This is a genomic window from Rhodoferax sp. OV413 (assembly GCF_900104385.1).
Taxonomy (GTDB): Bacteria; Pseudomonadota; Gammaproteobacteria; order Burkholderiales; family Burkholderiaceae_C; genus Rhodoferax_B.
In genome coordinates this window covers 978,058-998,171 of sequence record NZ_FNJA01000001.1, presented here as the reverse complement: position 1 = coordinate 998,171, position 20,114 = coordinate 978,058, and the positions used below count along the sequence as shown (strand labels likewise).

General features: G+C 64.4%; 20 protein-coding genes. 6 read left to right on the top strand and 14 right to left on the bottom strand.

Annotated features, from left to right (window positions below):
* Positions 1-365 precede the first annotated feature (365 nt).
* From BLT66_RS04580 to BLT66_RS04525, 12 genes are all read right to left on the bottom strand, one after another.
* The gene (locus BLT66_RS04580) at positions 366-1,115 is read right to left on the bottom strand and encodes an SDR family NAD(P)-dependent oxidoreductase (RefSeq protein ID WP_255406766.1); all 750 of its coding nucleotides are present in this window, start codon (positions 1,113-1,115) and stop codon (positions 366-368) included.
* A gap of 17 nt (positions 1,116-1,132) precedes the next feature.
* On the bottom strand, positions 1,133-2,689 hold the full coding sequence (locus BLT66_RS04575; RefSeq protein ID WP_092756133.1) for a cryptochrome/photolyase family protein: 1,557 nt from the start codon (positions 2,687-2,689) through the stop codon (positions 1,133-1,135).
* Positions 2,682-2,843 (bottom strand): DUF2256 domain-containing protein, encoded by a 162-nt coding sequence (locus BLT66_RS04570; RefSeq protein WP_092757017.1) that lies wholly within the window; start codon positions 2,841-2,843, stop codon positions 2,682-2,684. The genes BLT66_RS04575 and BLT66_RS04570 overlap by 8 nt, the downstream gene beginning before the upstream one ends.
* Positions 2,843-3,154, bottom strand: coding sequence for a high-potential iron-sulfur protein (locus BLT66_RS04565; protein WP_176954962.1), 312 nt, complete (start codon positions 3,152-3,154; stop codon positions 2,843-2,845). The genes BLT66_RS04570 and BLT66_RS04565 overlap by 1 nt, the downstream gene beginning before the upstream one ends.
* 163 nt (positions 3,155-3,317) lie before the next feature.
* Positions 3,318-4,085 carry an ABC transporter permease gene (locus BLT66_RS04560; protein WP_092756129.1) on the bottom strand — a complete coding sequence of 256 codons (768 nt, stop codon included), beginning with the start codon at positions 4,083-4,085 and terminating at the stop codon, positions 3,318-3,320.
* Complete coding sequence (locus BLT66_RS04555; RefSeq protein ID WP_176954961.1) at positions 4,082-4,888, bottom strand: ABC transporter ATP-binding protein; 807 nt, start codon at positions 4,886-4,888, stop codon at positions 4,082-4,084. Before BLT66_RS04555 ends, BLT66_RS04560 begins: the two co-directional genes overlap by 4 nt.
* Positions 4,889-4,955: 67 nt before the next feature.
* Entirely contained in the window at positions 4,956-5,987 is a 1,032-nt protein-coding gene (locus tag BLT66_RS04550; RefSeq protein ID WP_092756125.1) for an ABC transporter substrate-binding protein, read from the bottom strand.
* A 113-nt stretch (positions 5,988-6,100) separates the two neighbouring features.
* The gene (locus BLT66_RS04545; protein WP_092756123.1) at positions 6,101-8,413 is read right to left on the bottom strand and encodes an NADP-dependent malic enzyme; all 2,313 of its coding nucleotides are present in this window, start codon (positions 8,411-8,413) and stop codon (positions 6,101-6,103) included.
* Positions 8,414-8,511: 98 nt separating this feature from the next.
* Positions 8,512-9,771 (bottom strand): M20 family metallopeptidase, encoded by a 1,260-nt coding sequence (locus tag BLT66_RS04540; RefSeq protein ID WP_176954960.1) that lies wholly within the window; start codon positions 9,769-9,771, stop codon positions 8,512-8,514.
* Positions 9,768-11,531 (bottom strand): 2-oxo-4-hydroxy-4-carboxy-5-ureidoimidazoline decarboxylase, encoded by a 1,764-nt coding sequence (gene uraD / locus BLT66_RS04535; RefSeq protein ID WP_092757015.1) that lies wholly within the window; start codon positions 11,529-11,531, stop codon positions 9,768-9,770. The genes BLT66_RS04540 and uraD overlap by 4 nt, the downstream gene beginning before the upstream one ends.
* Before the next feature lie 5 nt (positions 11,532-11,536).
* On the bottom strand, positions 11,537-12,484 hold the full coding sequence (puuE, locus tag BLT66_RS04530; RefSeq protein ID WP_092756121.1) for an allantoinase PuuE: 948 nt from the start codon (positions 12,482-12,484) through the stop codon (positions 11,537-11,539).
* 19 nt (positions 12,485-12,503) lie between these two features.
* Positions 12,504-13,175, bottom strand: a complete 672-nt coding sequence (locus tag BLT66_RS04525) for a GntR family transcriptional regulator (RefSeq protein ID WP_092756119.1) — start codon at positions 13,173-13,175, stop codon at positions 12,504-12,506.
* A gap of 79 nt (positions 13,176-13,254) precedes the next feature.
* Here BLT66_RS04525 and uraH point away from each other — a divergent pair, with 79 nt between their 5' ends.
* Positions 13,255-13,605: a hydroxyisourate hydrolase gene (gene uraH / locus BLT66_RS04520; RefSeq protein WP_092756117.1), complete on the top strand. Its 351-nt coding sequence runs from the start codon at positions 13,255-13,257 to the stop codon at positions 13,603-13,605.
* A 65-nt stretch (positions 13,606-13,670) separates the two neighbouring features.
* Positions 13,671-14,663, top strand: coding sequence for a tripartite tricarboxylate transporter substrate binding protein (locus BLT66_RS04515; protein WP_255406765.1), 993 nt, complete (start codon positions 13,671-13,673; stop codon positions 14,661-14,663).
* Positions 14,664-14,681: 18 nt separating this feature from the next.
* On the opposite strand, the gene BLT66_RS04510 is transcribed toward BLT66_RS04515, so the two are convergent.
* On the bottom strand, positions 14,682-15,227 hold the full coding sequence (locus BLT66_RS04510) for a hypothetical protein (protein ID WP_176954959.1): 546 nt from the start codon (positions 15,225-15,227) through the stop codon (positions 14,682-14,684).
* 21 nt (positions 15,228-15,248) lie between these two features.
* Between BLT66_RS04510 and xdhC the strand changes: the two genes are divergently transcribed.
* Both xdhC and BLT66_RS04500 read left to right on the top strand, forming a co-directional pair.
* Positions 15,249-16,067, top strand: coding sequence for a xanthine dehydrogenase accessory protein XdhC (gene xdhC, locus BLT66_RS04505; RefSeq protein ID WP_176954958.1), 819 nt, complete (start codon positions 15,249-15,251; stop codon positions 16,065-16,067).
* Between the two features lie 138 nt (positions 16,068-16,205).
* Positions 16,206-17,432, top strand: a complete 1,227-nt coding sequence (locus BLT66_RS04500; protein WP_092756111.1) for a urate hydroxylase PuuD — start codon at positions 16,206-16,208, stop codon at positions 17,430-17,432.
* A 9-nt stretch (positions 17,433-17,441) separates the two neighbouring features.
* Here the strand turns inward: BLT66_RS04500 and BLT66_RS04495 are convergent, their stop codons facing one another.
* Positions 17,442-17,828: a nuclear transport factor 2 family protein gene (locus BLT66_RS04495; RefSeq protein WP_176954957.1), complete on the bottom strand. Its 387-nt coding sequence runs from the start codon at positions 17,826-17,828 to the stop codon at positions 17,442-17,444.
* A gap of 299 nt (positions 17,829-18,127) precedes the next feature.
* On the opposite strand from BLT66_RS04495, the gene BLT66_RS04490 reads away from it, so the two are divergent.
* Together BLT66_RS04490 and folE are read left to right on the top strand one after the other, a co-directional pair.
* Positions 18,128-19,204 (top strand): porin, encoded by a 1,077-nt coding sequence (locus BLT66_RS04490; RefSeq protein ID WP_092756108.1) that lies wholly within the window; start codon positions 18,128-18,130, stop codon positions 19,202-19,204.
* A gap of 174 nt (positions 19,205-19,378) precedes the next feature.
* Entirely contained in the window at positions 19,379-20,113 is a 735-nt protein-coding gene (folE, locus tag BLT66_RS04485) for a GTP cyclohydrolase I (protein WP_092756106.1), read from the top strand.
* Position 20,114: the final 1 nt, after the last annotated feature.

The following is a 20,114-nucleotide window of genomic DNA, read 5'->3' as shown; positions in this document are numbered from 1 at the left end:
CCAAACAGTAGTGCCGCTGTTGCGCCAGCGAATGCCAGGAGGCCATCCAGTTGCATATTTCCCAGGCGAAAGAGCGTGAATACTTGCAGCGCTGACAGGATGACGTACTGGGTGATGTCCATTGCATGGGCAATCATGCGGCGAGGCCAGGCTGGCGAAGGTCTGGATTTTTTCTTCATATGTTTGAGCATGCCACACGGACTTGCTCTGGCAATTCGAAACTGGTCGAGCGCGTGCCGCGCACCTCGACGCTGTCGTTACGCGTGCCGTTCGAGCAGATTTTCTAAGAAAAAAGTGCCCCTAGCGCTTATTTCACCTGCGGTAGAAGCTATCTATTAAATAGCAATCGCCGCCAGCAGCTACGCCTACTTCACCAACGGCCGCACGGTCGTAAACCCACCGTCCACCGCAATCACCTGCCCGGTAATGCGCGCCGCACCATCGGACAGCAACCAGGCCATGGCATCCGCCACCTGCACCGCAGTCTGCACACCGCCCAGCGGGTACTGCTTGCCCGCGCCTTCGCGCATCGCGTCCATGCGCAGCATGCTGGCGGTCATGGGCGTGTCGGTCATACCGGGCGCCACCACGTTGACGCGCAGGCCTAGCGGGGCGTAGGTGGCGGCCGCACTGCGGGCCAGGGCTTCGATGCCGCCCTTGGCGGCGGCAATCGCCTCGTGGTTGGCCACGCCTATACGCGACACCACGCTGGAGGCGAGCACGGCGGCGCCTTGCAGCTTGGCGACCCGCAAGGCCTCGACCCAGGCTTGCAGCATGAAGAAGGCACTGTCCAGATTGACGCGCATGACCTCGCGGTACTGGGCTGCCGTGCTCCGGTGCAGGGGCGCAATCAGCGTGCTGCCTACGCAGTGGGCCAGCAGCGTGGGCGGGCCGCCCAGCTGGGCCACGCAGGCGGCGATGGCTTCTATGGCGCCCTCGGGCGTGGTGGTGTCGGCGGCAATGTGGGCGTCGGCTTGCACCTCGGCCAGGGTGGCGGCATCGCGGCCCACGGCTGCTACGCGGTGGCCGGCCTGGCGCAGCTGGGCGACGACTTCACGGCCTATGCCACCGCGGGCGCCGGTGACCAGGGCTATCTGGGGTGTGGTGGAGGGCACGGGGGCTTTCGGTTGGGTTAAACAGGAGTCAGGCTGCCGACCGCACCGCTGCGGATGGCGGCGGCCCGGTCGGCCACGGCCCGCTTTTGCGCATCGCTCAAGCGTGCCAGGTTCTTGACCTGCAGGGACATGCGCGGGTTGGCGGCCAGCAGCTTCTCGTGCCGGGCCAGAAAGTCCCAGTACAGCGTGGTGTAGGGGCAGGCGCGCTCGCCTTCACGCTGCGCCGGGTCGTAGCGGCAGCTGGCGCAATGCTGCTTGCTGCCCATGCGTTCGATGTACTTGCCGGTGGCGATGTAGGGCTTGCTGGCCATCAGGCCGCCGTCGGCGTACATCGCCATGCCCAAGGTGTTGGGCAGCTCCACCCATTCCACCGCATCGACGTAGACCGACAAATACCAGGCATGCACCTGCTGCGGCTCCACGCCTAGCAGCAGGGCGAACAGGCCGGTGACCATCAGGCGCTGGATGTGGTGGCTGTAGCCGTGGGCCAGGGTTTGTTCAATCGCATCGCGCAGGCAGGCCATGTCGGTCTGGCCGGTCCAGTACCAGGCGGGCAGGGGCTCGTGCGCGTTCAGCGCGTTGCGCTCGGCGTAGGCGGGCATTTGCGTCCAGTAGATGCCGCGCACGTATTCGCGCCAGCCCAGGATTTGGCGCACAAAGCCTTCGACGCAGGCCAGCGGCGCGTGGCCGGTCTCAAATGCAGCCACGGCGGCGGCCACCACCTCGCGCGGGTCCAGCAGCTTGAGGTTCAGCGCGGCGGAAATATGCGAGTGGTACAGCCAGGCCTCGCCCGGCCAGAGCGCGTCCTGGTAGCGGCCGAACAGCGGCAGGCGCTGCTGGATGAACGCGTCCAGCGACTGCAGGGCCTGCGCGCGGGTGACGGGCCAGGCAAAGCTGTCTAGCGTGCCGGGGTGGCTGGCGAAGCGGGTGTTGACCAGGGCGATGACTTCCTGCGTGCTGGCATCGGGCGCGAAGGTGCTGCGCGGTGGCACGTCGCCAGGGCCGGCCTTGCCAAAGGCTTCGCGGTTGTCTTCGTCGAAGTTCCATTGGCCACCGGTGGGCTGCTCGCCTTCCATCAGCACGCCGTGCTGTTTGCGCAGGGAGCGGTAGAAGTATTCGAGGCGGATGGTCTTGCGCTCTTTGGCGTGTGCGGCGAACTCGCGCACCGTGGCGTAGAAGTGCCGGTCGTCACGCACGTCCAGCGGAATCTGGGCTTGCTTGGCGACGGCCTGGATTGCTTTCCATACGCGAAAATCGCCTGGAGCGCAGAGGATGATTGCGCGAGGCGCTAGTTTTTCTATAGCGTGCTGCAGCTCGGCTGCCAAGCTGCCGCGGTTATCCGGCTGGTCGATGCGGGTGTAGTGCAGCGGTAGATCTGCAGCCTGCAGAGCCTGCGCAAAGTGGCGCATCGCCGCCAGGAAGATCGCAATGCGTTGCTTGCTGGACCAGATGTGGGTGGACTCTTCGGCCACCTCGGCCATCCACACCGCGTCCTGCGCGGGGTCGAAGCCGTCGAAGGCCGAGGAGTCCAGGTTCAGCTGGTCGCCCAGCACCACTACCAGGTGCCTAAGCATTTTTTGCCTTGCGGCAGGCGTCGGAGCAGTACTTCACCTCGGCCCAGTTCTTGGCCCAGCTTTTGCGCCACACCATGTCGCGCCCGCAGGCCACGCAGGGCTTGGCGGGCAGCGACTGTTTGTTGCCTTTGAAGCCTTTGGTGTCTCTGGGCATCAGGCCTTCTTGGCCCAGGCGCTGCACCAGCCCTTGGCCGCCACCACCTTGCCGGCGAACAACGGGCAGGCGCCGGCAGCGTCGGCCGGTTTGCCTTGGTACAGCGCGCAGTTGCTGCACATCTGGGCGGCGGCATGTTTGGGGTACTTTTTGGCGTCGACCTTGGTGGTGTCGGCGGCGTAGCCGAGGGCGGCGGCTTGCGGGTCTTTTTCATCGACCTTGGCCTGGGCGCGCGCGCCGGTGCTGAGGGTGCCAAGGGCTGTGCCGGTGGCGGCGATGGCCATGAGGAAAACGCGTCGTGGATGTGTCATTTTTGGGTATCTCCTGCGGGCCGCGTGGGCGGTGTCCGCGGACTGCCTCCGTCAAGAGTAACGGTGGCTGGAGCATACGCAGGCCAGGGCAAATTTCCCTGACCAGGATCAATACACGGTGGTTTAACTCTGCTACTGGAGTGCGAAGCGTTCTCAGTCGCGCTCAGTCATTCTGCGAGCCGCGGTGTGCCCAGCCGGTGGTGTGCTTTTCCACGTAGCTGAACAGCTCGTACATGGCCATGGCCATCGCGCCCACCACCATCAGGCCGGCAAAGGCCAGGCCCATCTGCATCGACGATCCGGCCGAGATCAGCAGGTAGCCAATGCCCTCGTTGGCGGCCGTCATTTCCGACACCGTGGTGCCCACGAAGGCCAGCGTGATCGCCACCTTCAGCGAGCCGAAGAAGTAGGGCATGGAGCGCGGCAGGCCGACCTTGACCAGCACGTCCCAGCGCTTGGCGCCAAGCACGCGCAGCACGTCTTCCAGCTCGGGCTCCAGGGTGGCCAAACCGGTGGCGATGTTGACCATGATGGGGAAGAAGCTGATCAGGAAAGCCGTCAATATCGCCGGCCCGGTGCCGATGCCGAACCACACCACCAGGATGGGCACGAACGCCGCTTTCGGCAGCGCGTTGAAGGCCGTCATCAGCGGGTAGATGGCCGCATAGGCCAGGCGCGAGCTGCCGACCACAAAGCCCAGCAGCACGCCGACCACAATCGCCAGGCCAAAGCCGGCCATCGTCACCCAGTAGGTGCGCCAGGCATGGAGGGCAATCGGGCCCTTGAATTCGACCAGCTGGGTCGCTATGCGCCAGGGGCTGGGGAAGATGAACTCCGACACGTCGAAGGCGCTGCAGATGCCTTGCCACAGCAGCACGATGGCCACCAGCAGCACCCAGGGCGACCAGCGTTCCAGGGTCTTGGCGTTCATGGCGTGGTCTTTCGAATCGATCCGATGTGGCTGCGCAGCTCGTGCACGATGTCCGTGAATGCCGGCGTGTAGGTCAGCTCCAGCTCGCGCGGGCGCGGCAAGTCGATCTGCTTCTTGACGATGAAGCGGCCCGGGCTCTTGCCCATCACATACACCGTGTCGGCCAGGAACACGCTTTCGCGCAGGTCGTGGGTGACCAGGATCACGTTGAAGCGCTGCTCGGTCCACAGGTCGCGCAGGATGCACCACAGCTCTTCGCGGGTGAAGGCGTCCAGCGCGCCAAACGGCTCGTCCAGCAGCAGCATCTTGGGCTCGTGGATCAGCGCGCGGCAGATGCTGGCGCGCTGCTGCATGCCGCCGGATAGCTGCCAAGGAAACTTGTCTTCGTAGCCAGCCAGGCCGACTTTTTGCAGCAGGCGCCGCGCGCGCTGTTCGAACTCCTTGAGCTTGGCCTTGAACTGGCTGCGATACGGCTCTACGATTTCCAGTGGCAGCAGCACGTTGTCCACCGTGGTGCGCCAGGGCAGCAGCGATGGCGCCTGGAAGGCCATGCCGGAGATCTTCAGCGGGCCGGTGACCGGCTGGCCGTCGATGCGGATGCTGCCCTTGGACGGCATCTTCAGCCCGGTGGCCAGCTTCATGAAGGTGGACTTGCCGCAGCCCGAGGGGCCGACGATGGCGATGAATTCGCCCTGCTGCACCTGCAGGTCGATGGCTTCGACGGCGAACTGGTTTTGCGCCCGCAGCTCGTCGTTGTAGGCCAGCCAGACGTCGCGGAAGTCGACAAACGCGGGGGTATTCACAAATTTATAAGAAATAGGCCGCTGGCGCAGGCAGTACCTGCGCGAGCAGCTATGAAAAGAATAGTGTTTACTTCTTGGCCGGCAAGACGTTCAGCTCGGCTGCGCTGGGCAGGAAGCTGCCGTTCCACACCGCTTCCGGGTTCACCCGGGTCTTGGTGCCAAAGGCGTCGGACACCTGCGAGGCCATCAGCGACAGGCGCGGCGGTGTGGTGTTGCCAAAGCCTTCGGCGCGGGCGTTGGGTGTGTTGATGGCGGTGTCGATCGCCATGTTCAGGCGGCGCAGCTCCAGCGCGGAGTTGATGATGCCGTCGCGGGCCTTCACGTCTTCGATGGCGGCCGCGGGCTGGGCAATCACGTCCTTCATGCCCTTGGCAAAGGCTTTCAAAAAGGCTTTGACGGCGGCCGGGTTCTCCTTGATCAGCTTGGGCGAGGCGATGATGGCGTTGCCGTAGAGCTTGACGCCGAACTGCGGGTAGGGCAGCACCAGCACCTCGCTGGCGGGTGTGCCGCGGGCTTCCAGGTTCAGCAGCGAGGTGAAGGTGAAGCCGGTGATCGCGTCCACGTCACCGCGCACCAGCATGGTTTCACGCAGCGGCGGGTCCATCGTGGTCCATTGCACGCCGCTGATGCCATTGGCCTTGGCGAAGATCGGAAACGCGCGGCGGCCGGCGTCGAACACCGGTGCGCCGAGCTTCTTGCCGTTGAGGTCGGCCGGGGTCTTGATGCCCGATTTCTTGAGCACCATCACCGAGGCTGGGGTGTCGGCGTAGACCATCATCACCGCCACCGGCTTGTTGGGTGCATCGGGGTTGTTGGCGTGGAATTCCATCACCGCGGCCAGGTCGGCAAAGCCCATGTCGTAGACGCTGGAGGCCACGCGGGTGACGGCGCCGCCCGAGCCGTTGCCGGCATCAATCGATACGTCCAGCTTGGCATCCTTGAAATAGCCTTTGGCCGCCGGCGTGAGGAACATGGCGGCCGGCCCTTCGAAGCGCCAGTCGAGCTGGAATTTGATCGGCGTGTTCTGGGCGAAAACCGGGGCCGCGAGCAAGAGTGCGGCGCTGGCGATGGCGGTTTGCAGGAAGGCGCGGTGTGTCATGGAGGCTCCAAAGAGGTGTTTAGACCTTACCGCAAAAAGGGTGCCTGCCAAAACAAAAAAGCGCACTATAAAAGTGCGCTTTTCAAGAGGGTGGCTTCTCGCCGCGTCGGGGCTTACTTGCGGAACGTCGACGCGTTCGCCACGGCCAGGGCCGTCATATTGACCACCCGGCGCACCGTGGCCGAGGGTGTGAGGATGTGGGCCGATGCGGCCGCACCCAGCAGGATGGGGCCGACGGTAACGCCGTTACCGCCCGTGACCTTGAGCACGTTGAACAGGATGTTGGCAGCGTCCAGGTTAGGGCAGACCAGCAGATTGGCTTCACCGTGCAAATTGGTTTCGGCGTCCAGCAGAGCGGCTTCGCGCAGGGGCTGCAACAGGGCGGCGTCGCCTTGCAGTTCGCCATCGGACTCGATGTCGGGCGCCATGGCCTTGAACAGCTCGTGGGCCGCGCGCATCTTGCGGGCCGAGGGGCGGTCCGACGAGCCGTAGTTGGAGTGCGACAGGAACGCCACCTTGGGCGGCAGGCCGAAGCGCGACACCTCGTCGGCGGCCATCACGGCAATGCTGGCCAGCTCTTCGGCGGTCGGGTCTTCGTTCACAAACGCGTCGGTGATGAACAGAGTGTGCTTTTCCAGCATCAGCGCGTTGAGTGCGGCAAAGCCGGAGGCGCCTTTCTTCAGGCCGATGATGTCGCGCACGTGTTGCAGATGGCCTTCGTAGCGGCCCAGCAGGCCGCACAGCATGGCGTCGGCATCGCCCAGGCGCACCATCAGCGCGGCGATGGTGGTGTTGGAGCGGCGCACCGCAGCCTTGGCCACGTCTTGCGACACACCGCGGCGGCCCATCAGGCGGTGGTAGGTTTCCCAGTACTGCCGGAAGCGGGCGTCGTCCTCGGGGTTCACCACTTCCACATCGGTGCCGACGCGGATGCGCAGGCCGGCCTTGAGGATGCGGGCCTCGATGACGGCCGGGCGGCCGATCAGGATGGGGTGGGCCAGGTTTTCGTCCACCGCCAGCTGGGCGGCGCGCAGCACGCGCTCGTCTTCGCCCTCGGCATAGGCCACGCGTTTGGCATTGGCGGGCACGGCCTTGGCGGCGCTGAACACCGGGCGCATGAACATGCCGGTTTGGTAGACAAAGCGCATCAGGCTTTGGCGGTAGGCTTCCATGTCCTTGATCGGACGGGTTGCCACGCCGGATTCCTCGGCGGCCTTGGCCACGGCGGGTGCGATGCGCAGGATCAGGCGCGAGTCGAATGGCGTGGGAATCAGGTATTCGCTGCCGAACACCAGCTCCTTGCCCGAGTAGGCGGCGGCGACTTCTTCGCTGATGTCGGCCTTGGCCAGGTCGGCAATCTGGCGCACGCAGGCCAGCTTCATGGCTTCGGTGATCTTGGTGGCGCCGCAATCCAGCGCGCCGCGGAAGATGTAGGGGAAGCACAGCACGTTGTTGACCTGGTTCGGGTAGTCCGAACGGCCGGTGGCGATGATGCAGTCGGGGCGCACCGCCTTGGCCAGCTCGGGACGGATCTCGGGCTCGGGGTTGGCCAGCGCCAGGATGATGGGCTTGGGTGCCATGGTCTTGACCATTTCGGCGGTCAGCACGCCCGCGGCCGAGCAGCCCAGGAACACGTCGGCGTTGTTGACCGCGTCGGCCAGGGTCCGGGCCGAGGTGTCTTGCGCATAGCGCTCTTTGGAGGCGTCAAAACCGCCGGGGCGGCCCTGGTAGATGATGCCCTTGGAGTCGCAGGCAAAGATGTTCTTGCGTTGCACGCCCAGGCCGACCATCACGTCCAGGCAGGCAATGGCTGCCGCGCCGGCGCCGGATACCGCCACCTTCACGTCTTCGATCTTCTTGCCCACCAGCTCCAGGCCGTTGAGCAGGGCAGCGGAAGAGATGATGGCCGTGCCGTGCTGGTCGTCATGGAACACCGGGATGTTCATGCGTTCGCGCAGCTTTTGCTCGATGTAGAAGCACTCGGGGGCTTTGATGTCTTCGAGGTTCACGCCGCCCAGAGTCGGCTCCATGGCGGCAATGATGTCGACCAGTTTGTCGGGGTCGTTCTCGGCCAGCTCGATGTCGAACACATCGATGCCGGCGAACTTCTTGAACAAACAGCCCTTGCCCTCCATTACCGGCTTGGACGCCAGCGGGCCGATATTGCCCAGGCCCAGCACGGCCGTGCCGTTGGTGATCACGCCGACCAGGTTGCCGCGCGAGGTGTATTCGGCCGCCAGCGAGGGGTCGCGCTCGATGTCCAGGCAGGGGTAGGCAACACCGGGGGAATAGGCTAGCGACAGGTCGCGCTGGTTGGACAGTGGCTTGGTCGCGTTGACCGAAATTTTCCCTTTGGTAGGGGTGCAGTGGTATTCGCGGGCTGCGTCGCGCAGCGCCATTTCTGCGGGCGAAATGTCTTTAGCCATTGTGTCCTCGGTGGATTTATTAGGTGTGTAAGCCTAACGCAAGCCATGGTCGATAGTCCCCGTGGAGACTACCTACTCTATGCAAAACGTGTATGGGGTTATGCGAGCAAATCGACCAGGGTGCGGGCAATCACCTTGGTGGCGCGGCGCAGGTCTTCCAGGTCCAGGCGCTCGTCGGCACGCTTGGCATGCGACTCCAGCACGGTGCGTGGGCCGGCGCCATAGATCACCCCAGGAATGCCGGCCGCCGCATACAGCCGCACGTCGGTGTACAGCGGCGTACCGGTGGCGGGAATCGGCTCCCCGAACACCGCCAGGCCGTGCTTCTGGATGGCTTCGACCAGCGGCGCATTGCCGGGCAGGGGTTGCATCGAATGGGCGAGCAGTAGGCGCTTGATATCTACCGTGATGCCGGGCTGGCTGGCGGCTGCATCGGCGATCAGCTGCCGGATGTTGGCTTCGACCTCGACCGGGTTTTCTTCCGGGATCATGCGGCGGTCCAGCTTGAACACCACCTTGCCGGGAACCACATTGGTGTTGGTGCCGCCGTCGATGGTGCCCACGTTCAGGTAAGGGTGGGTGATGCCCTCCACCGCGGAAGTGACCTTCTGGTACAGCGCGTTTTGCGCATACAGGCTGTTCAGGATGTGCACCGCGCCCTGCAGCGCATCGATACCACTGGTCGGGATGGCGGCATGGGCCATCTTGCCGTGTACCGTGACCTCCATCTGCAGGCAGCCGTTGTGGGCGGTGACCACCTGGTAAGAGAAGCCGGCGGCAATCATCAGATCGGGCTTGACGATCTTGTTCTTCAGCAGCCAGCCCGGGCCGACTTCGCCGCCGAATTCCTCGTCGTAGGTGAAGTGCAGCTCGACCGCGCCTTTCAAAGGCAGGCCCAGCGATTCCAGCGCCCGCACTGCATAGGTGAAGCTGGCGAAGTCGCCCTTGCTGACGGCGGTGGCCCGGCCATAGATCTTGCCGTCGGCGATTTCCGCGCCGTACGGGTCGTGGGTCCAGCCCTCGCCCGGTGGCACCACGTCGCCGTGGGCGTTCAGCGCAATGGTCTTGCCGGGGCCGTAGGCGCGGCGTACCACCAGGTTGGTGATGGATTGCAGGCCAGCGGCGGCTACTGCGGCGGCCGGTACCGGGTGCTTTTCTACTGCTAGGCCCATGGCTTCGAGCAGCTCGGCGGCGCGGTCGGCATGGGGTGCGTTGTTGCCCGGCGGGGTGTCGGTGGGGACGCGAATCAGCGCTTGCAGAAAGGCGACTTGTTCATCGAAATGCTGGTCAATCCAGGCATCGAGCGGGGCGTAAGCGTTGATAGCGTTGATAGCGTTGATAGCGTTGATAGCGGTCATGGAACGGAAAGATGGTTCAAGAGATGGGAAAAAGCCTCGACGGCGAGCTGCATGTCGTCGCTGGTGCTGCTCTCCAGCGGGTTGTGGCTGATGCCGGCGTTTTGGCCGCGCACGAACAGCATGGCCTGGGGCATGACCTCATGCAGCTTCATCGCGTCGTGGCCGGCACCGCTGGGCATAAGGTGCAGCGGCACGCCGAGTGCCTGCACCGCCTGTGCCCAGCGCTGCTGCCAGGCGGGCGCACTGGGCGCGGCCGCGGCGCGCATGGTTTCTTCCAGCGTGTAGCGCAGGCCGCGGCGGTCGCAAATGCTTTGCAGCGCGGCCAGCACATCGTTGGCCAGGGCATCGCGCTGGGCATTGTTGGGCGCGCGCAGGTCCAGGCTGAATGCGCATGCACCTGGCACCACGTTGATCGAGCCATTGGGTACCTGCAGCATGCCCATGGTGCCGACCGAGTCGCCGTCCTGGGCGGCGCGCTGCTCTACATACAGCGCCAGCTCAGCCACGGCGGTGGCGGCATCGCGGCGCCGGTTCATCGGGGTGGTGCCCGCGTGGCAGGCCACGCCCTCCACCTTACCGGTGTAGCGCACGCTGCCGTTGATAGAGGTGACGACGCCCAGCGGAATATCCAGCTCGTTGAGCACCGGGCCTTGCTCGATGTGGACCTCGACAAAGCCCAGATAGTCGGCCGGCTTGCGTTGCAGCGCCGGAATGTCTTCCGGCCGCAAACCCGCATGCGCCATGGCCTGCCGCATGGAGATGCCGTCGGCGTCGGTCTGGTCCAGCCAGTCGGGGTTGAAGTGGCCGATCAGCGCGCCCGATCCGAGGAAGGTGGCTTTGAAGCGCTGGCCTTCTTCTTCGGCAAAGCCCACCACTTCAAAGTGGAAGGGCAGGCGCAGGCCTTGGCGGGATAGTTCGCGCACGCAGGCCATGGGTACATAAATGCCCAGCCGGCCGTCGTACTTGCCGCCGTTGCGCACGGTATCAAAGTGGCTGCCGGTCAGCAGGGTCTTGGCGTCGGGCGTGGCGGCGTGGTAGCGGCCCACCACGTTGCCGACCGCGTCGATGGCCACCGTGTCGAAGCCGCAGTCGCGCATGGTCTGGGCGATCTGGGCGGCGCAGGCGCGGTGTGCGTCGGTCAGGTAGGTGACGGTGAGCTGGCCTTGCTCGGCGTAGCCGGGGTCGGTGTGCACGCTCAATTCTTCCTGCCAGTCCCAGACCAGGTTGCCCAGCGCCGGGTGCGCATCGAACGCGTCGTTCAGCCGGATCTCGACGATGCGGTGGATGTTGCGCAAAGCCTCGGCGTGTTCAAAGTCTGCCGGGTTGCGCAGCCGCCGCACAAAGGTGTCGATGATCTGCTGCTTGCGCAGGCCGGTGCCGCGTGGCCCGCGCACCGCCAGGATGAACGGGAAGCCGAAGCGCGCCAGGTAGTCGGCGTTCAGCTGCTGCAGCTGGGCCAGCTCCTGGGGCGTGCAGCGTGTCAAGCCGGCCTGGTTTTGCTCATGGCTAGATTCGGCCGTCAGCGGCTCTGCCGCTTTGCCGGCGAGTTCGGGGTGGGCGCGGATCAGGTCCAGCTGGGCTTGCGTGCCGGCGGCTGCCAGCACCTGGACCATGGCGTGCTTGAACTGTGCGAGCGACTGGAACGGCCGGGCCTCCAGGGCTTTGGCCGCGATCCAGGGGGAATGCTCGTACAAGCCGGGCAGCTGCTGCAGTACCTCGTCTTGGGGAGCGGTGTTGAGGAAGGCGAGCGTCAGTGCCATGCAAATCAAACGGTGGGGGCGGGGCGATAGGGGTGTACTTGCTGCCAGTGGCGGGCAATGTCGATGCGGCGGCAGATCCATACGCGCTCATGGCTTTGCACGTAGTCCAGAAACTTCTGCAGCGCGCCAAAGCGGCCGGGCTTGCCCAGCACCCGGCAGTGCATGCCGATGCTCATCATCTTGGGGGCTTCGTCGCCCTCGGCATACAGCACGTCAAAGCTGTCTTTCAGGTACTGCAGGAAGTGGTCGCCGGTGTTGAAGCCCTGCACCTGCACGCAGCGCATGTCGTTGGTGTCCAGCGAATAGGGGATCACCAGGCGCGGCTCTACCGTGCCGTCGCTCTTGGTGGTGGGCAGCCAGAACGGCAGGTCGTCGCCGTAGTAGTCGCTGTCGTAGGCAAAGCCGCCCTGGTCGGCCAGCAGGCGGCGGGTGTTCGGGCTGTCGCGGCCGGTGTACCAGCCTTGCGGCCATTGGCCATCGGTCATCTGGCGGATGATCTCGGCGCCGACTTCCATGTGCAGGCGCTCGGTGGCTTCGGGCAGGTTCTGGTAGTGGATCCAGCGCCAGCCGTGGCAGGCGATTTCGTGGCCCAGGTCAACAAAGGCCTGGGTCAGCTCGGGGTGGCGTTGCAAGGCCATGGATACGCCGAAGATGGTCAGCGGCAGGCCGCGCTTTTCGAACTCGCGCAGGATGCGCCAGGAGCCGACCCGCGAACCGTATTCGTACATGGACTCGATGGTCATGTGGCGGTCGGGGAAGGGCTGGGCGGTGATCAGCTCGGACAAAAAGGTTTCGGATGCCGCGTCGCCGTGCAGCACGCTGTTTTCGCCGCCTTCTTCGTAGTTGAGGACGAACTGGACTGCGATCTTGGCCTGGTTGGGCCATTGCGCATGGGGCACATTGCGGCCGTAGCCGACGAGGTCACGAGGGTAGGGTGCGGATGTCTCGGTCATGGGCTGTCTCAAGCACAAGTCAGGCCAAAGCCATGGCGATGTCGTTGCTGGGAATCTTGCGGTCGAAGGTCAGGCCGGCTTCCACGCTCTTCAGGTGCTCGTCCATTACTTGCACGGCCAGGGCTTCGTCCTTGGCGGCCAGTGCCTGGATCAGCGCATCGTGCTCGTCGCAGGCGTGTTCAGAGGCGTTGTCGGTCTGGTACATCAGGGTGATCAGCGAGCAGCGCGACAGCAGCTCGACCATCATTTGTACCAGCACATCGTTGTCCAGCAGCTCGGCCATGCGCAGGTGGAAGTTGCCCAGCACCTCGGTGCGGTTGGTCAGGTCCTTGTCCTTCAGCGCGGCTTTTTCGGTGGCGGCCTGGTCTTTCAAGGCTTTGATCTTGCTGGGCGTGATGTCGCGCACCAGGGCCCGCACCATTTCGGCCTCCAGCATGCGGCGCACCGCAAATACCTGCCGCGCCTCGGCCACCGAGGGCGCTGCCACGAACGCACCGCGCGCAGGCTCCAGGCGGATCAGGCGGTTTTGCGACAGCTGGAACAACGCTTGGCGCACCAGGGTGCGCGAGACGCCAAAGTGGTCGGCCAGTTTTTGTTCGGCCAGCTTGGTGCCCGGGTGCAGCCTGTGCTCCACAATCGCTTTGGTCAGGGCTTCAACGATGGTGTTGGTGTTCGTGGTGGTGGATTCCATCACAAGATAATAGCGCAAATTTTCATACTGTATACAAATTTGCGGACTGATAAATGTTTGATTATGTGAGGACAAAAGTATGGGACTGAGCACACACGTTTTGGATACCATGCACGGCTGCCCGGCGGCGGGCATGGCGGTTGCGCTGTATGCAACCCAGGGCGACAACAGCCGGTTGTTACAAAGCCTGTTGCTGAATGCCGACGGCCGCACCGACGCACCGCTGTTCGACAACAGCACCCTGCAGGTCGGTACCTACCGCCTGGTGTTCGACGTGGCGGCTTATTTCAAAGCCCGTGGCGTGGCCTTGCCCGAACCGAACTTCCTGAACAAAGTGAGCCTGGACTTCGGCGTGGCCGACACCCGCCAGCACTACCACGTGCCGCTGCTGGTCAGTCCCTGGAGCTATTCGACCTACCGCGGCAGCTAGCCGGTGTCACGCCGCTGACTTGGTTTCGCCACACAATCCGCCCCATCGATTGTTTTGGGATGGTCATGAAATTTATCAAAAATAGGCTGTTGGCGCAGGTACTGCTTGCGGCAGTAGCTACGTTTTCTGTAGCAAGTGGCTGGGCGGCGGATGCGCGTCCGGCGTATCCCGACAAGCCGGTGAAGATCGTCGTACCGTTCGCACCCGGTGCCGGCACCGACGCCATGGGACGGTTGATGGCGCAAAAACTCGGCGAAGTGATGGGCGCCAATTTCGTGGTCGAGAACCGCAGCGGCGCCTCGGGCGCCATCGGCACGCAGGCGGTGGCGGCGGCCCCGGCCGACGGCTATACCTTGCTGCTGGTGGCCTCGCCGTTCACCACGGTGGCGGCGGCCATGCCCAGCGCCCACTACGATCCGCTGACCCAGTTTGTGCCGGTGGGCATGATCGCCAGCGGCCCGCTGGTCTGGGCCACCAATACCCAGATGCCGGCGCGCGACATGAAGGAGCTGGTGCGCATGGCGCGGCAGCAGCCCGGCGTGCTGAACTACGGTTCGGCCGGCGCCGGTGGTGTCAACCACCTGGTGCTGGAGCTGCTGAAGGCCCGCACCGGCACCTTCATCACCCATATTCCCTACCGCGGCGTGGCCCCGGCCACCATGGACATGCTGGCCGGCCATGTGCAGCTGGTCACCGGCACCATCCCGGCGTTGCTGCCTTTCATCAAGGACGGCCGGGTGCGGCCCTTGGCTGTGACCAGCGCCAAGCGCTCCAGCGCGCTGCCCGATGTGCCCAGCATGGCCGAAGCCGGCTTCCCGGGCATCGACGTGGTGAACTACTTTGCGCTGATGGCCCCGGCCGGCACGCCCGCGGCCATCGTCAACCAACTGAACGCGGCCATCAACCAGGTGGTGGCCATGCCCGAGGTGGTGGCCCGCTTCAAGGCCGACGCGGTGGATGCAGCGCCCGGCTCACCGGCGCTGCTCGGCCATTTCATCGAAGCCGACTACCGCGCTTGGCGCAACGTCGTGAAGACGCAGAACCTGAAGCTAGAGTAACTGCGCTCGGGCCTAGGGCTACAGCTGGCCTTCGGTCAGCGTATCCAGCTGGAACTGGCCGCTCTTGTCCCACAGCCAGGTATCGGTATAGACCACCTTGCCCATGCGCGAAGGTGGTGGAAACGGCGCGGCCTCGCGCACCGTGCGCTCGATCTCGCGAATCACCTCGGGTGCATGCTTGGGCGCCCGCATCCAGTGCAGGCCGGTGACCCGGCCTTGCCGGTCCAGGTTCACCTCCAGCACGCCGATGGCGTAAAGGTTGGGCTGCATCTTGCCCTGGTAGATGCGGCTGGCATTGCGTTCATACACATGGCGGGCGGCATCGCGCCGGTAGTCGCGCGGCGTGGACGCGTTGGAGATTTTGGGCGGGGCTGCCAGGGGCGCGGGGGCCGGCACACTGGGCTTGGCCGCGGCATCGGGCGTGACCGGCGTAATCGTTGGGCCGGGTGTGGCGGGCGCGGGCGCCGAGCTGCAGCCGGCCAGCAGGCTGGCCACCGTGGCCGTGCCGGCAGCCAGAGCCAAGCGAAGGTATCTGGGCAGGTATTTGGAGGTGTGGGGATTCATGGTGTGGTGGTGCTTGCGTCCATGCATACTGCGCGTGTGAAAAATACCGACGACTTATTCCAGCTGCTGCAGTCAGGCCCCGCTGTGCTGGTCAGTGTGGAGTCTACCCAAGGCTCGGTGCCGCGGGGGCCGGGCACCTGGATGGCCGTACGCGGCGACCAGCTGGTGGGCACGATTGGCGGCGGCAACCTGGAGTTCCAGGCGATTGCCGAGGCACAGGCCCGGCTGGGTGGCAGCATGGGGATGGATGTGCTGCGCTACCCGCTGGGCCCCAGCCTGGGGCAGTGCTGCGGCGGCGTGGTGCATCTGCGCTTTGAAACTGTCACCCAGGCTGATAGCGAGCGGCTGCGCAGCCGCCTCAGCGCCCACTACACACCCGTGGCCTTGTTCGGCGGTGGCCATGTGGGCCATGCGCTGGCCCAGGTGCTGGCGCGGCTGCCGTTTGCCTTGGCCTGGATCGACAGCCGTGACGGCATCTTTCCCGCCGAGCTGCCAGGCAATGTGGTTTGCGAGCATTCCGACCCGGTGCACCAGGCGGTGCACGACCTGCAGCCCGGCAGCCGGGTGCTGATCATGAGCTTCAGCCATGCGGAAGACCTGGACATCGTGGCCGCCTGCCTGCAGCGCCAGCGCAGCCAGGCGGACCTGCCGTTTATCGGCCTGATCGGCAGCCGGACCAAATGGGCGAGCTTTCGCCAGCGGCTGCTGGCCCGCGGCTTCCTGGAGTCCGAGCTGGCCCAGGTGACCTGCCCGATTGGCGTGCCGGGCATTGCGGGCAAGGAGCCCGAGGTGATTGCGGTTGCGGTTGCGGCACAGTTGTTGCAAAGCATTACTCCATAGAATCGCAGGTTCAGGTCGCAGCGGCGCAAGGCTTTCTCTCCCAGCTTTTGTTCGTGGCCTTATTTCTGCCCACAGTGCCCGCAGTGGTGGACAGAGAAACAAGCAGCGCCACCGCGCGCTGCCAAGGGTGAGTGATATATGGAAAGCTACTACCTCGACTGGGCCAACCTGCTGCTGCGCTGGGTCCACGTCATTACCGCGATTGCCTGGATAGGCTCGTCGTTCTACTTCGTCTTTCTGGACAGCAGCCTGACGCCGCCGGTCGACGAAGATCTGAAAAAGCAGGGCGTCAGCGGCGAACTCTGGGCCGTGCATGGCGGTGGCTTCTACCATCCGGTCAAGTTCGCTGGCGCGCCGCCGCAGCTGCCCAAGCATCTGCACTGGTTCTACTGGGAGAGCTATTCCACCTGGTTGACCGGCTTTTCGCTGTTCACCGTGTCCTACCTGTGGAACGCCAGCACCTATCTGATCGACAAGTCGCTAATGAACTGGTCGCCCGGCGCGGCGATTGGCGTGGCGCTCTCTTTTCTGGTGGTGTTCTGGATGCTGTACGACAGCATTTGCCAGCTGTTCGGTAAGCGCAAGCACGGCGACGCGATTGTGGGCGCGCTGGTGGCGGTGCTGGTGTGCCTGGCCTCCTGGCTGGCCTGCCACTGGTTTGCCGGGCGCGCGGCGTTTCTGCTGGTCGGGGCGATGATCGCCACCAGCATGAGCGCCAATGTGTTCTTCTGGATCATCCCCGGCCAGCGCACCGTGGTGGCGGCCATCAAGGCCGGCCAGCCGGTCGACCCGATCCACGGCCAGCGCGGCAAGCAGCGCAGCGTGCACAACACCTATTTCACCTTGCCAGTGCTGTTTGCCATGCTGAGCAACCACTACAGTTTTACCTACACCCATCCGCAGAACTGGCTGGTGCTGGTGCTGATGATGCTGGCCGGCGCGGCGATCCGCCAGTTCTTCGTGCTGCGCCACGGCTACCTGCTGGGCCGCAATCGCCATCCGGTCGGCTATGCGCTGGCCGGGCTGGTGGTGATCGTGGGCGTGATTGTCTGGATGCAACCCGCGCCGCAGGCCGCTACAAATTCAGTAGCTGGTAGCGCAGCTGGAACAAGCGCCAAAGCCGTTATTTCTTATGAAAAACTGCAGCCAGTGTTGGCCCAGCGCTGCTATATGTGCCACGGCGAGCAGGTGCAGATGAAGAACGTGCGCCTGGATTCAGCGGCTGCCGTGCAGCAGCATGCGCAGGCCGTGTACCAGCAGGTGGTGGTGACGCGCGTGATGCCGATGAACAACGCCACCGGCATCACCGATGCCGAGCGCGCGCTGGTCAAGCAGTGGTTCGAGGGCGGCGCGCCGGTTCAGTGAGGCAGGGGCTTAGGCCGCAGCGGTTTCCGGTGCCGGCGTGAAGTGCAGGTGCATCAGCTGCCAGCCCTGGGCGTTCTGGCGCCAGAGTTCGCTGAAGAACACCCGGCTGTGCTCGGTGTCGTCGATCCAGGTGTGGCTCAGGCCAGAGACTACGGAAAAGTCGCCATGGTTCTGCAGCGACAGCTGGGCATCCTGCTTGTAGGCGCTGTCGGGGAACCACAGGTCGGCCTCTACGGCGCGCGAGATGCCGTGCAGCTGTTCCCACTTGGACTGCACGCCATTTGCATGCACCACGCAGAACGTGTCGGCCTGCACGCTGGCCATGAATTCGGTGTCGCCCGCAAAAAATGCCGCATACCAGTCTTCGCGGGTGTTGAGTAAATCGAGGTTTTTCATAGGGCTGTAGGGGGATTTTTGTCTCGGGAGCATTGCTTACCGGGGCCCCGCAGTTGCGGGCGCTGCCAGACGCGGGTAGCGCTGTGGCGCAAGGCCAAGCATGTGCCGATTATCACGTGGCCCCACATCTGCCCATTGTTTAAGCAATCCGTCCGTAAATTGGTGTCGTGCATGCACCAATCATGGCAAATATTGCAATTGGTGAATGTGTCTGCCGTGGGCATGATCGCCGCGACCCGCATCCCGCCCGGTGGGGGGCGCGTCCTTACAACGATCAACTACCTGGAGACTGAGCCTTGATGCAACACCAACCCCTACTTCGTCCGCTGGCCGCACTGTCGCTGCTGGCCTGCGCTTGCGCCGCCCACGCCCAAAGCAGCATCACCCTCTACGGTGTGGCGGACGCCAGCCTGCGCTACACCAGCGGCCTGGATGCCGCCAATGCGGCTTCGGCCGGCACGGCTGCCGCCGTCAGCAGCGGGGTCAACACCACCAGCCGATTTGGCTTCCGAGGGTCGGAGGACCTGGGAGGCGGTCTGCGGGCCGTCTTCAACCTGGAGTCGGGCGTGAATATCGATACCGGCGCGAGTGCGAACACCAGCAAGCTGTTCGACCGGGCTGCGTACGTTGGCGTGCAGACCGACGCCGCCACCCTCACCCTGGGCCGGCAAACCACGGTGTTGGCCGACGTGGTCGGGCAGATCGATCCGCTGGGCAGCCGCTTTGCCAGCTTCAACCCGAATGTCAGCATTGCCGGCCTGAGCGCGCACCGCCTGGGCATCGAATACGGCCCGTCGGGTGCCAGCACGGGCGCCTACCGGCTGGATAACTCCGCCAAGGCGGTGGGGCGCGTAGGGGATTTCAGCCTGCGGGCCATGCATGCGTTCGGCGAGCAAGCTGGCAGCCACGGCAAGCTGTCTTCGTCCGGCCTGGGCCTGGGCTACCAGTCGGGCGACTACAGCGCGGCCCTGGGCTATACGCAGTTCAAAAGTGCGACCGATCTGGAGCTGAAGGCCTACCTGGGGGGTATCAGCGCCAAGCTCGGCAGCGGCAAGCTGTCGCTGAGCTATGGCAGCAGCCATGCGGACACCAGCACCACGGCGCAGACCCGCAACAAGACCTTGGGCCTGGGCGGCAGCCTGCCTTTGGGCGACAGTCTGGACCTGGTGCTCGCGCATTACCGGGTCAGCCGCTCGCGCACCGCGCTGGCAGATGACGGCTTCCAACGCAGCGTGGCCTTCCTGGAATACAAGCTGTCCAAACGCAGCCGTGTTTACACGGAGCTGGACCGCAGCCATTGGAAAGCCGGCTACCAGCTAGCGGCCGCGAAGCGCAATGCCACCGGGCTGTCCGCCGGCCTGGTGCATACCTTCTAAGCCCGGGCCTGCGTAGGAATTGATAGAAAAACAGGCTGTAGCGCTTATAAGTATTGCGGAAGGCGCTATAGATACAGGAGCGAGCAAGGGTAGGGCGGCAGCGGGCCGCGAAAAGGGCATTGCCGGCGCTGCCAGCAGCCAACTTGCCTGCCCTGCTACCATTCTTGTATGTTAATGAAAACACCTGAAGCTATGAATTCCGATGCGCCGGCCGATGTCCGCGACGGAGAGGGCACGCCCGTCTCCGTCAAGATCCGCGAGCGGCTGGTGGCCGCCCGCAAGCGTTTTTTCGCCAATGACAACATTGCCGAATTCATCCAGCCAGGTGAGCTGGATGCCTTGCTGGATGAAGTCACCGTCAAGATGCAGGGCGTGCTGAGCAGCATGGTCATTGACACCGAGCGCGACCACAACACCGAGAACACCGCGCGCCGCGTGGCCAAGATGTACCTGAAAGAGGTGTTCAAGGGCCGCTACGTCAGTGCACCGACCATCACCGAATTCCCCAACGCCGAGCATCTGAACGAGCTGATGATCGTCGGCCCGATCACCGTGCGCAGCGCCTGCTCGCACCACCTGTGCCCGGTCATCGGCAATATCTGGATCGGGGTCTTGCCCAACGAGCACACCAACGTCATTGGCCTGTCCAAATATGCGCGTCTGGCCGAATGGATCATGGGCCGCCCGCAAATCCAGGAAGAAGCTGTAGTGCAGTTGGCCGACCTGATCATGGAAAAGACGCAGCCCGACGGCCTGGCCATCGTCATGGAAGCCAGCCACTACTGCATGGGCTGGCGCGGCGTGAAGGACATGGACAGCAAGATGATCAACTCGGTGATGCGCGGGGCTTTCTTGAAAGACCCGAACCTGCGCCGCGAATTTTTGTCCCTCATCCCCAGAAAGGGCTAAC

What these genes read in the sequence shown, in the direction of transcription:
- folE (WP_092756106.1), top strand. Translation starts at nt 19,379, where the DNA reads ATGAAAACACCTGAAGCTATGAATTCCGATGCGCCGGCCGATGTCCGC.
- BLT66_RS04515 (WP_255406765.1), top strand. Translation starts at nt 13,671, where the DNA reads ATGAAATTTATCAAAAATAGGCTGTTGGCGCAGGTACTGCTTGCGGCA.
- puuE (WP_092756121.1), bottom strand. Translation starts at nt 12,484, where the DNA reads ATGACCGAGACATCCGCACCCTACCCTCGTGACCTCGTCGGCTACGGC.
- BLT66_RS04550 (WP_092756125.1), bottom strand. Translation starts at nt 5,987, where the DNA reads ATGACACACCGCGCCTTCCTGCAAACCGCCATCGCCAGCGCCGCACTC.
- BLT66_RS04500 (WP_092756111.1), top strand. Translation starts at nt 16,206, where the DNA reads ATGGAAAGCTACTACCTCGACTGGGCCAACCTGCTGCTGCGCTGGGTC.
- BLT66_RS04570 (WP_092757017.1), bottom strand. Translation starts at nt 2,843, where the DNA reads ATGCCCAGAGACACCAAAGGCTTCAAAGGCAACAAACAGTCGCTGCCC.
- BLT66_RS04565 (WP_176954962.1), bottom strand. Translation starts at nt 3,154, where the DNA reads ATGACACATCCACGACGCGTTTTCCTCATGGCCATCGCCGCCACCGGC.
- uraH (WP_092756117.1), top strand. Translation starts at nt 13,255, where the DNA reads ATGGGACTGAGCACACACGTTTTGGATACCATGCACGGCTGCCCGGCG.
- BLT66_RS04540 (WP_176954960.1), bottom strand. Translation starts at nt 9,771, where the DNA reads ATGACCGCTATCAACGCTATCAACGCTATCAACGCTATCAACGCTTAC.
- BLT66_RS04545 (WP_092756123.1), bottom strand. Translation starts at nt 8,413, where the DNA reads ATGGCTAAAGACATTTCGCCCGCAGAAATGGCGCTGCGCGACGCAGCC.
- xdhC (WP_176954958.1), top strand. Translation starts at nt 15,249, where the DNA reads ATGCATACTGCGCGTGTGAAAAATACCGACGACTTATTCCAGCTGCTG.
- BLT66_RS04495 (WP_176954957.1), bottom strand. Translation starts at nt 17,828, where the DNA reads ATGAAAAACCTCGATTTACTCAACACCCGCGAAGACTGGTATGCGGCA.
- uraD (WP_092757015.1), bottom strand. Translation starts at nt 11,531, where the DNA reads ATGGCACTGACGCTCGCCTTCCTCAACACCGCTCCCCAAGACGAGGTA.
- BLT66_RS04575 (WP_092756133.1), bottom strand. Translation starts at nt 2,689, where the DNA reads ATGCTTAGGCACCTGGTAGTGGTGCTGGGCGACCAGCTGAACCTGGAC.
- BLT66_RS04525 (WP_092756119.1), bottom strand. Translation starts at nt 13,175, where the DNA reads ATGGAATCCACCACCACGAACACCAACACCATCGTTGAAGCCCTGACC.
- BLT66_RS04560 (WP_092756129.1), bottom strand. Translation starts at nt 4,085, where the DNA reads ATGAACGCCAAGACCCTGGAACGCTGGTCGCCCTGGGTGCTGCTGGTG.
- BLT66_RS04510 (WP_176954959.1), bottom strand. Translation starts at nt 15,227, where the DNA reads ATGAATCCCCACACCTCCAAATACCTGCCCAGATACCTTCGCTTGGCT.
- BLT66_RS04490 (WP_092756108.1), top strand. Translation starts at nt 18,128, where the DNA reads ATGCAACACCAACCCCTACTTCGTCCGCTGGCCGCACTGTCGCTGCTG.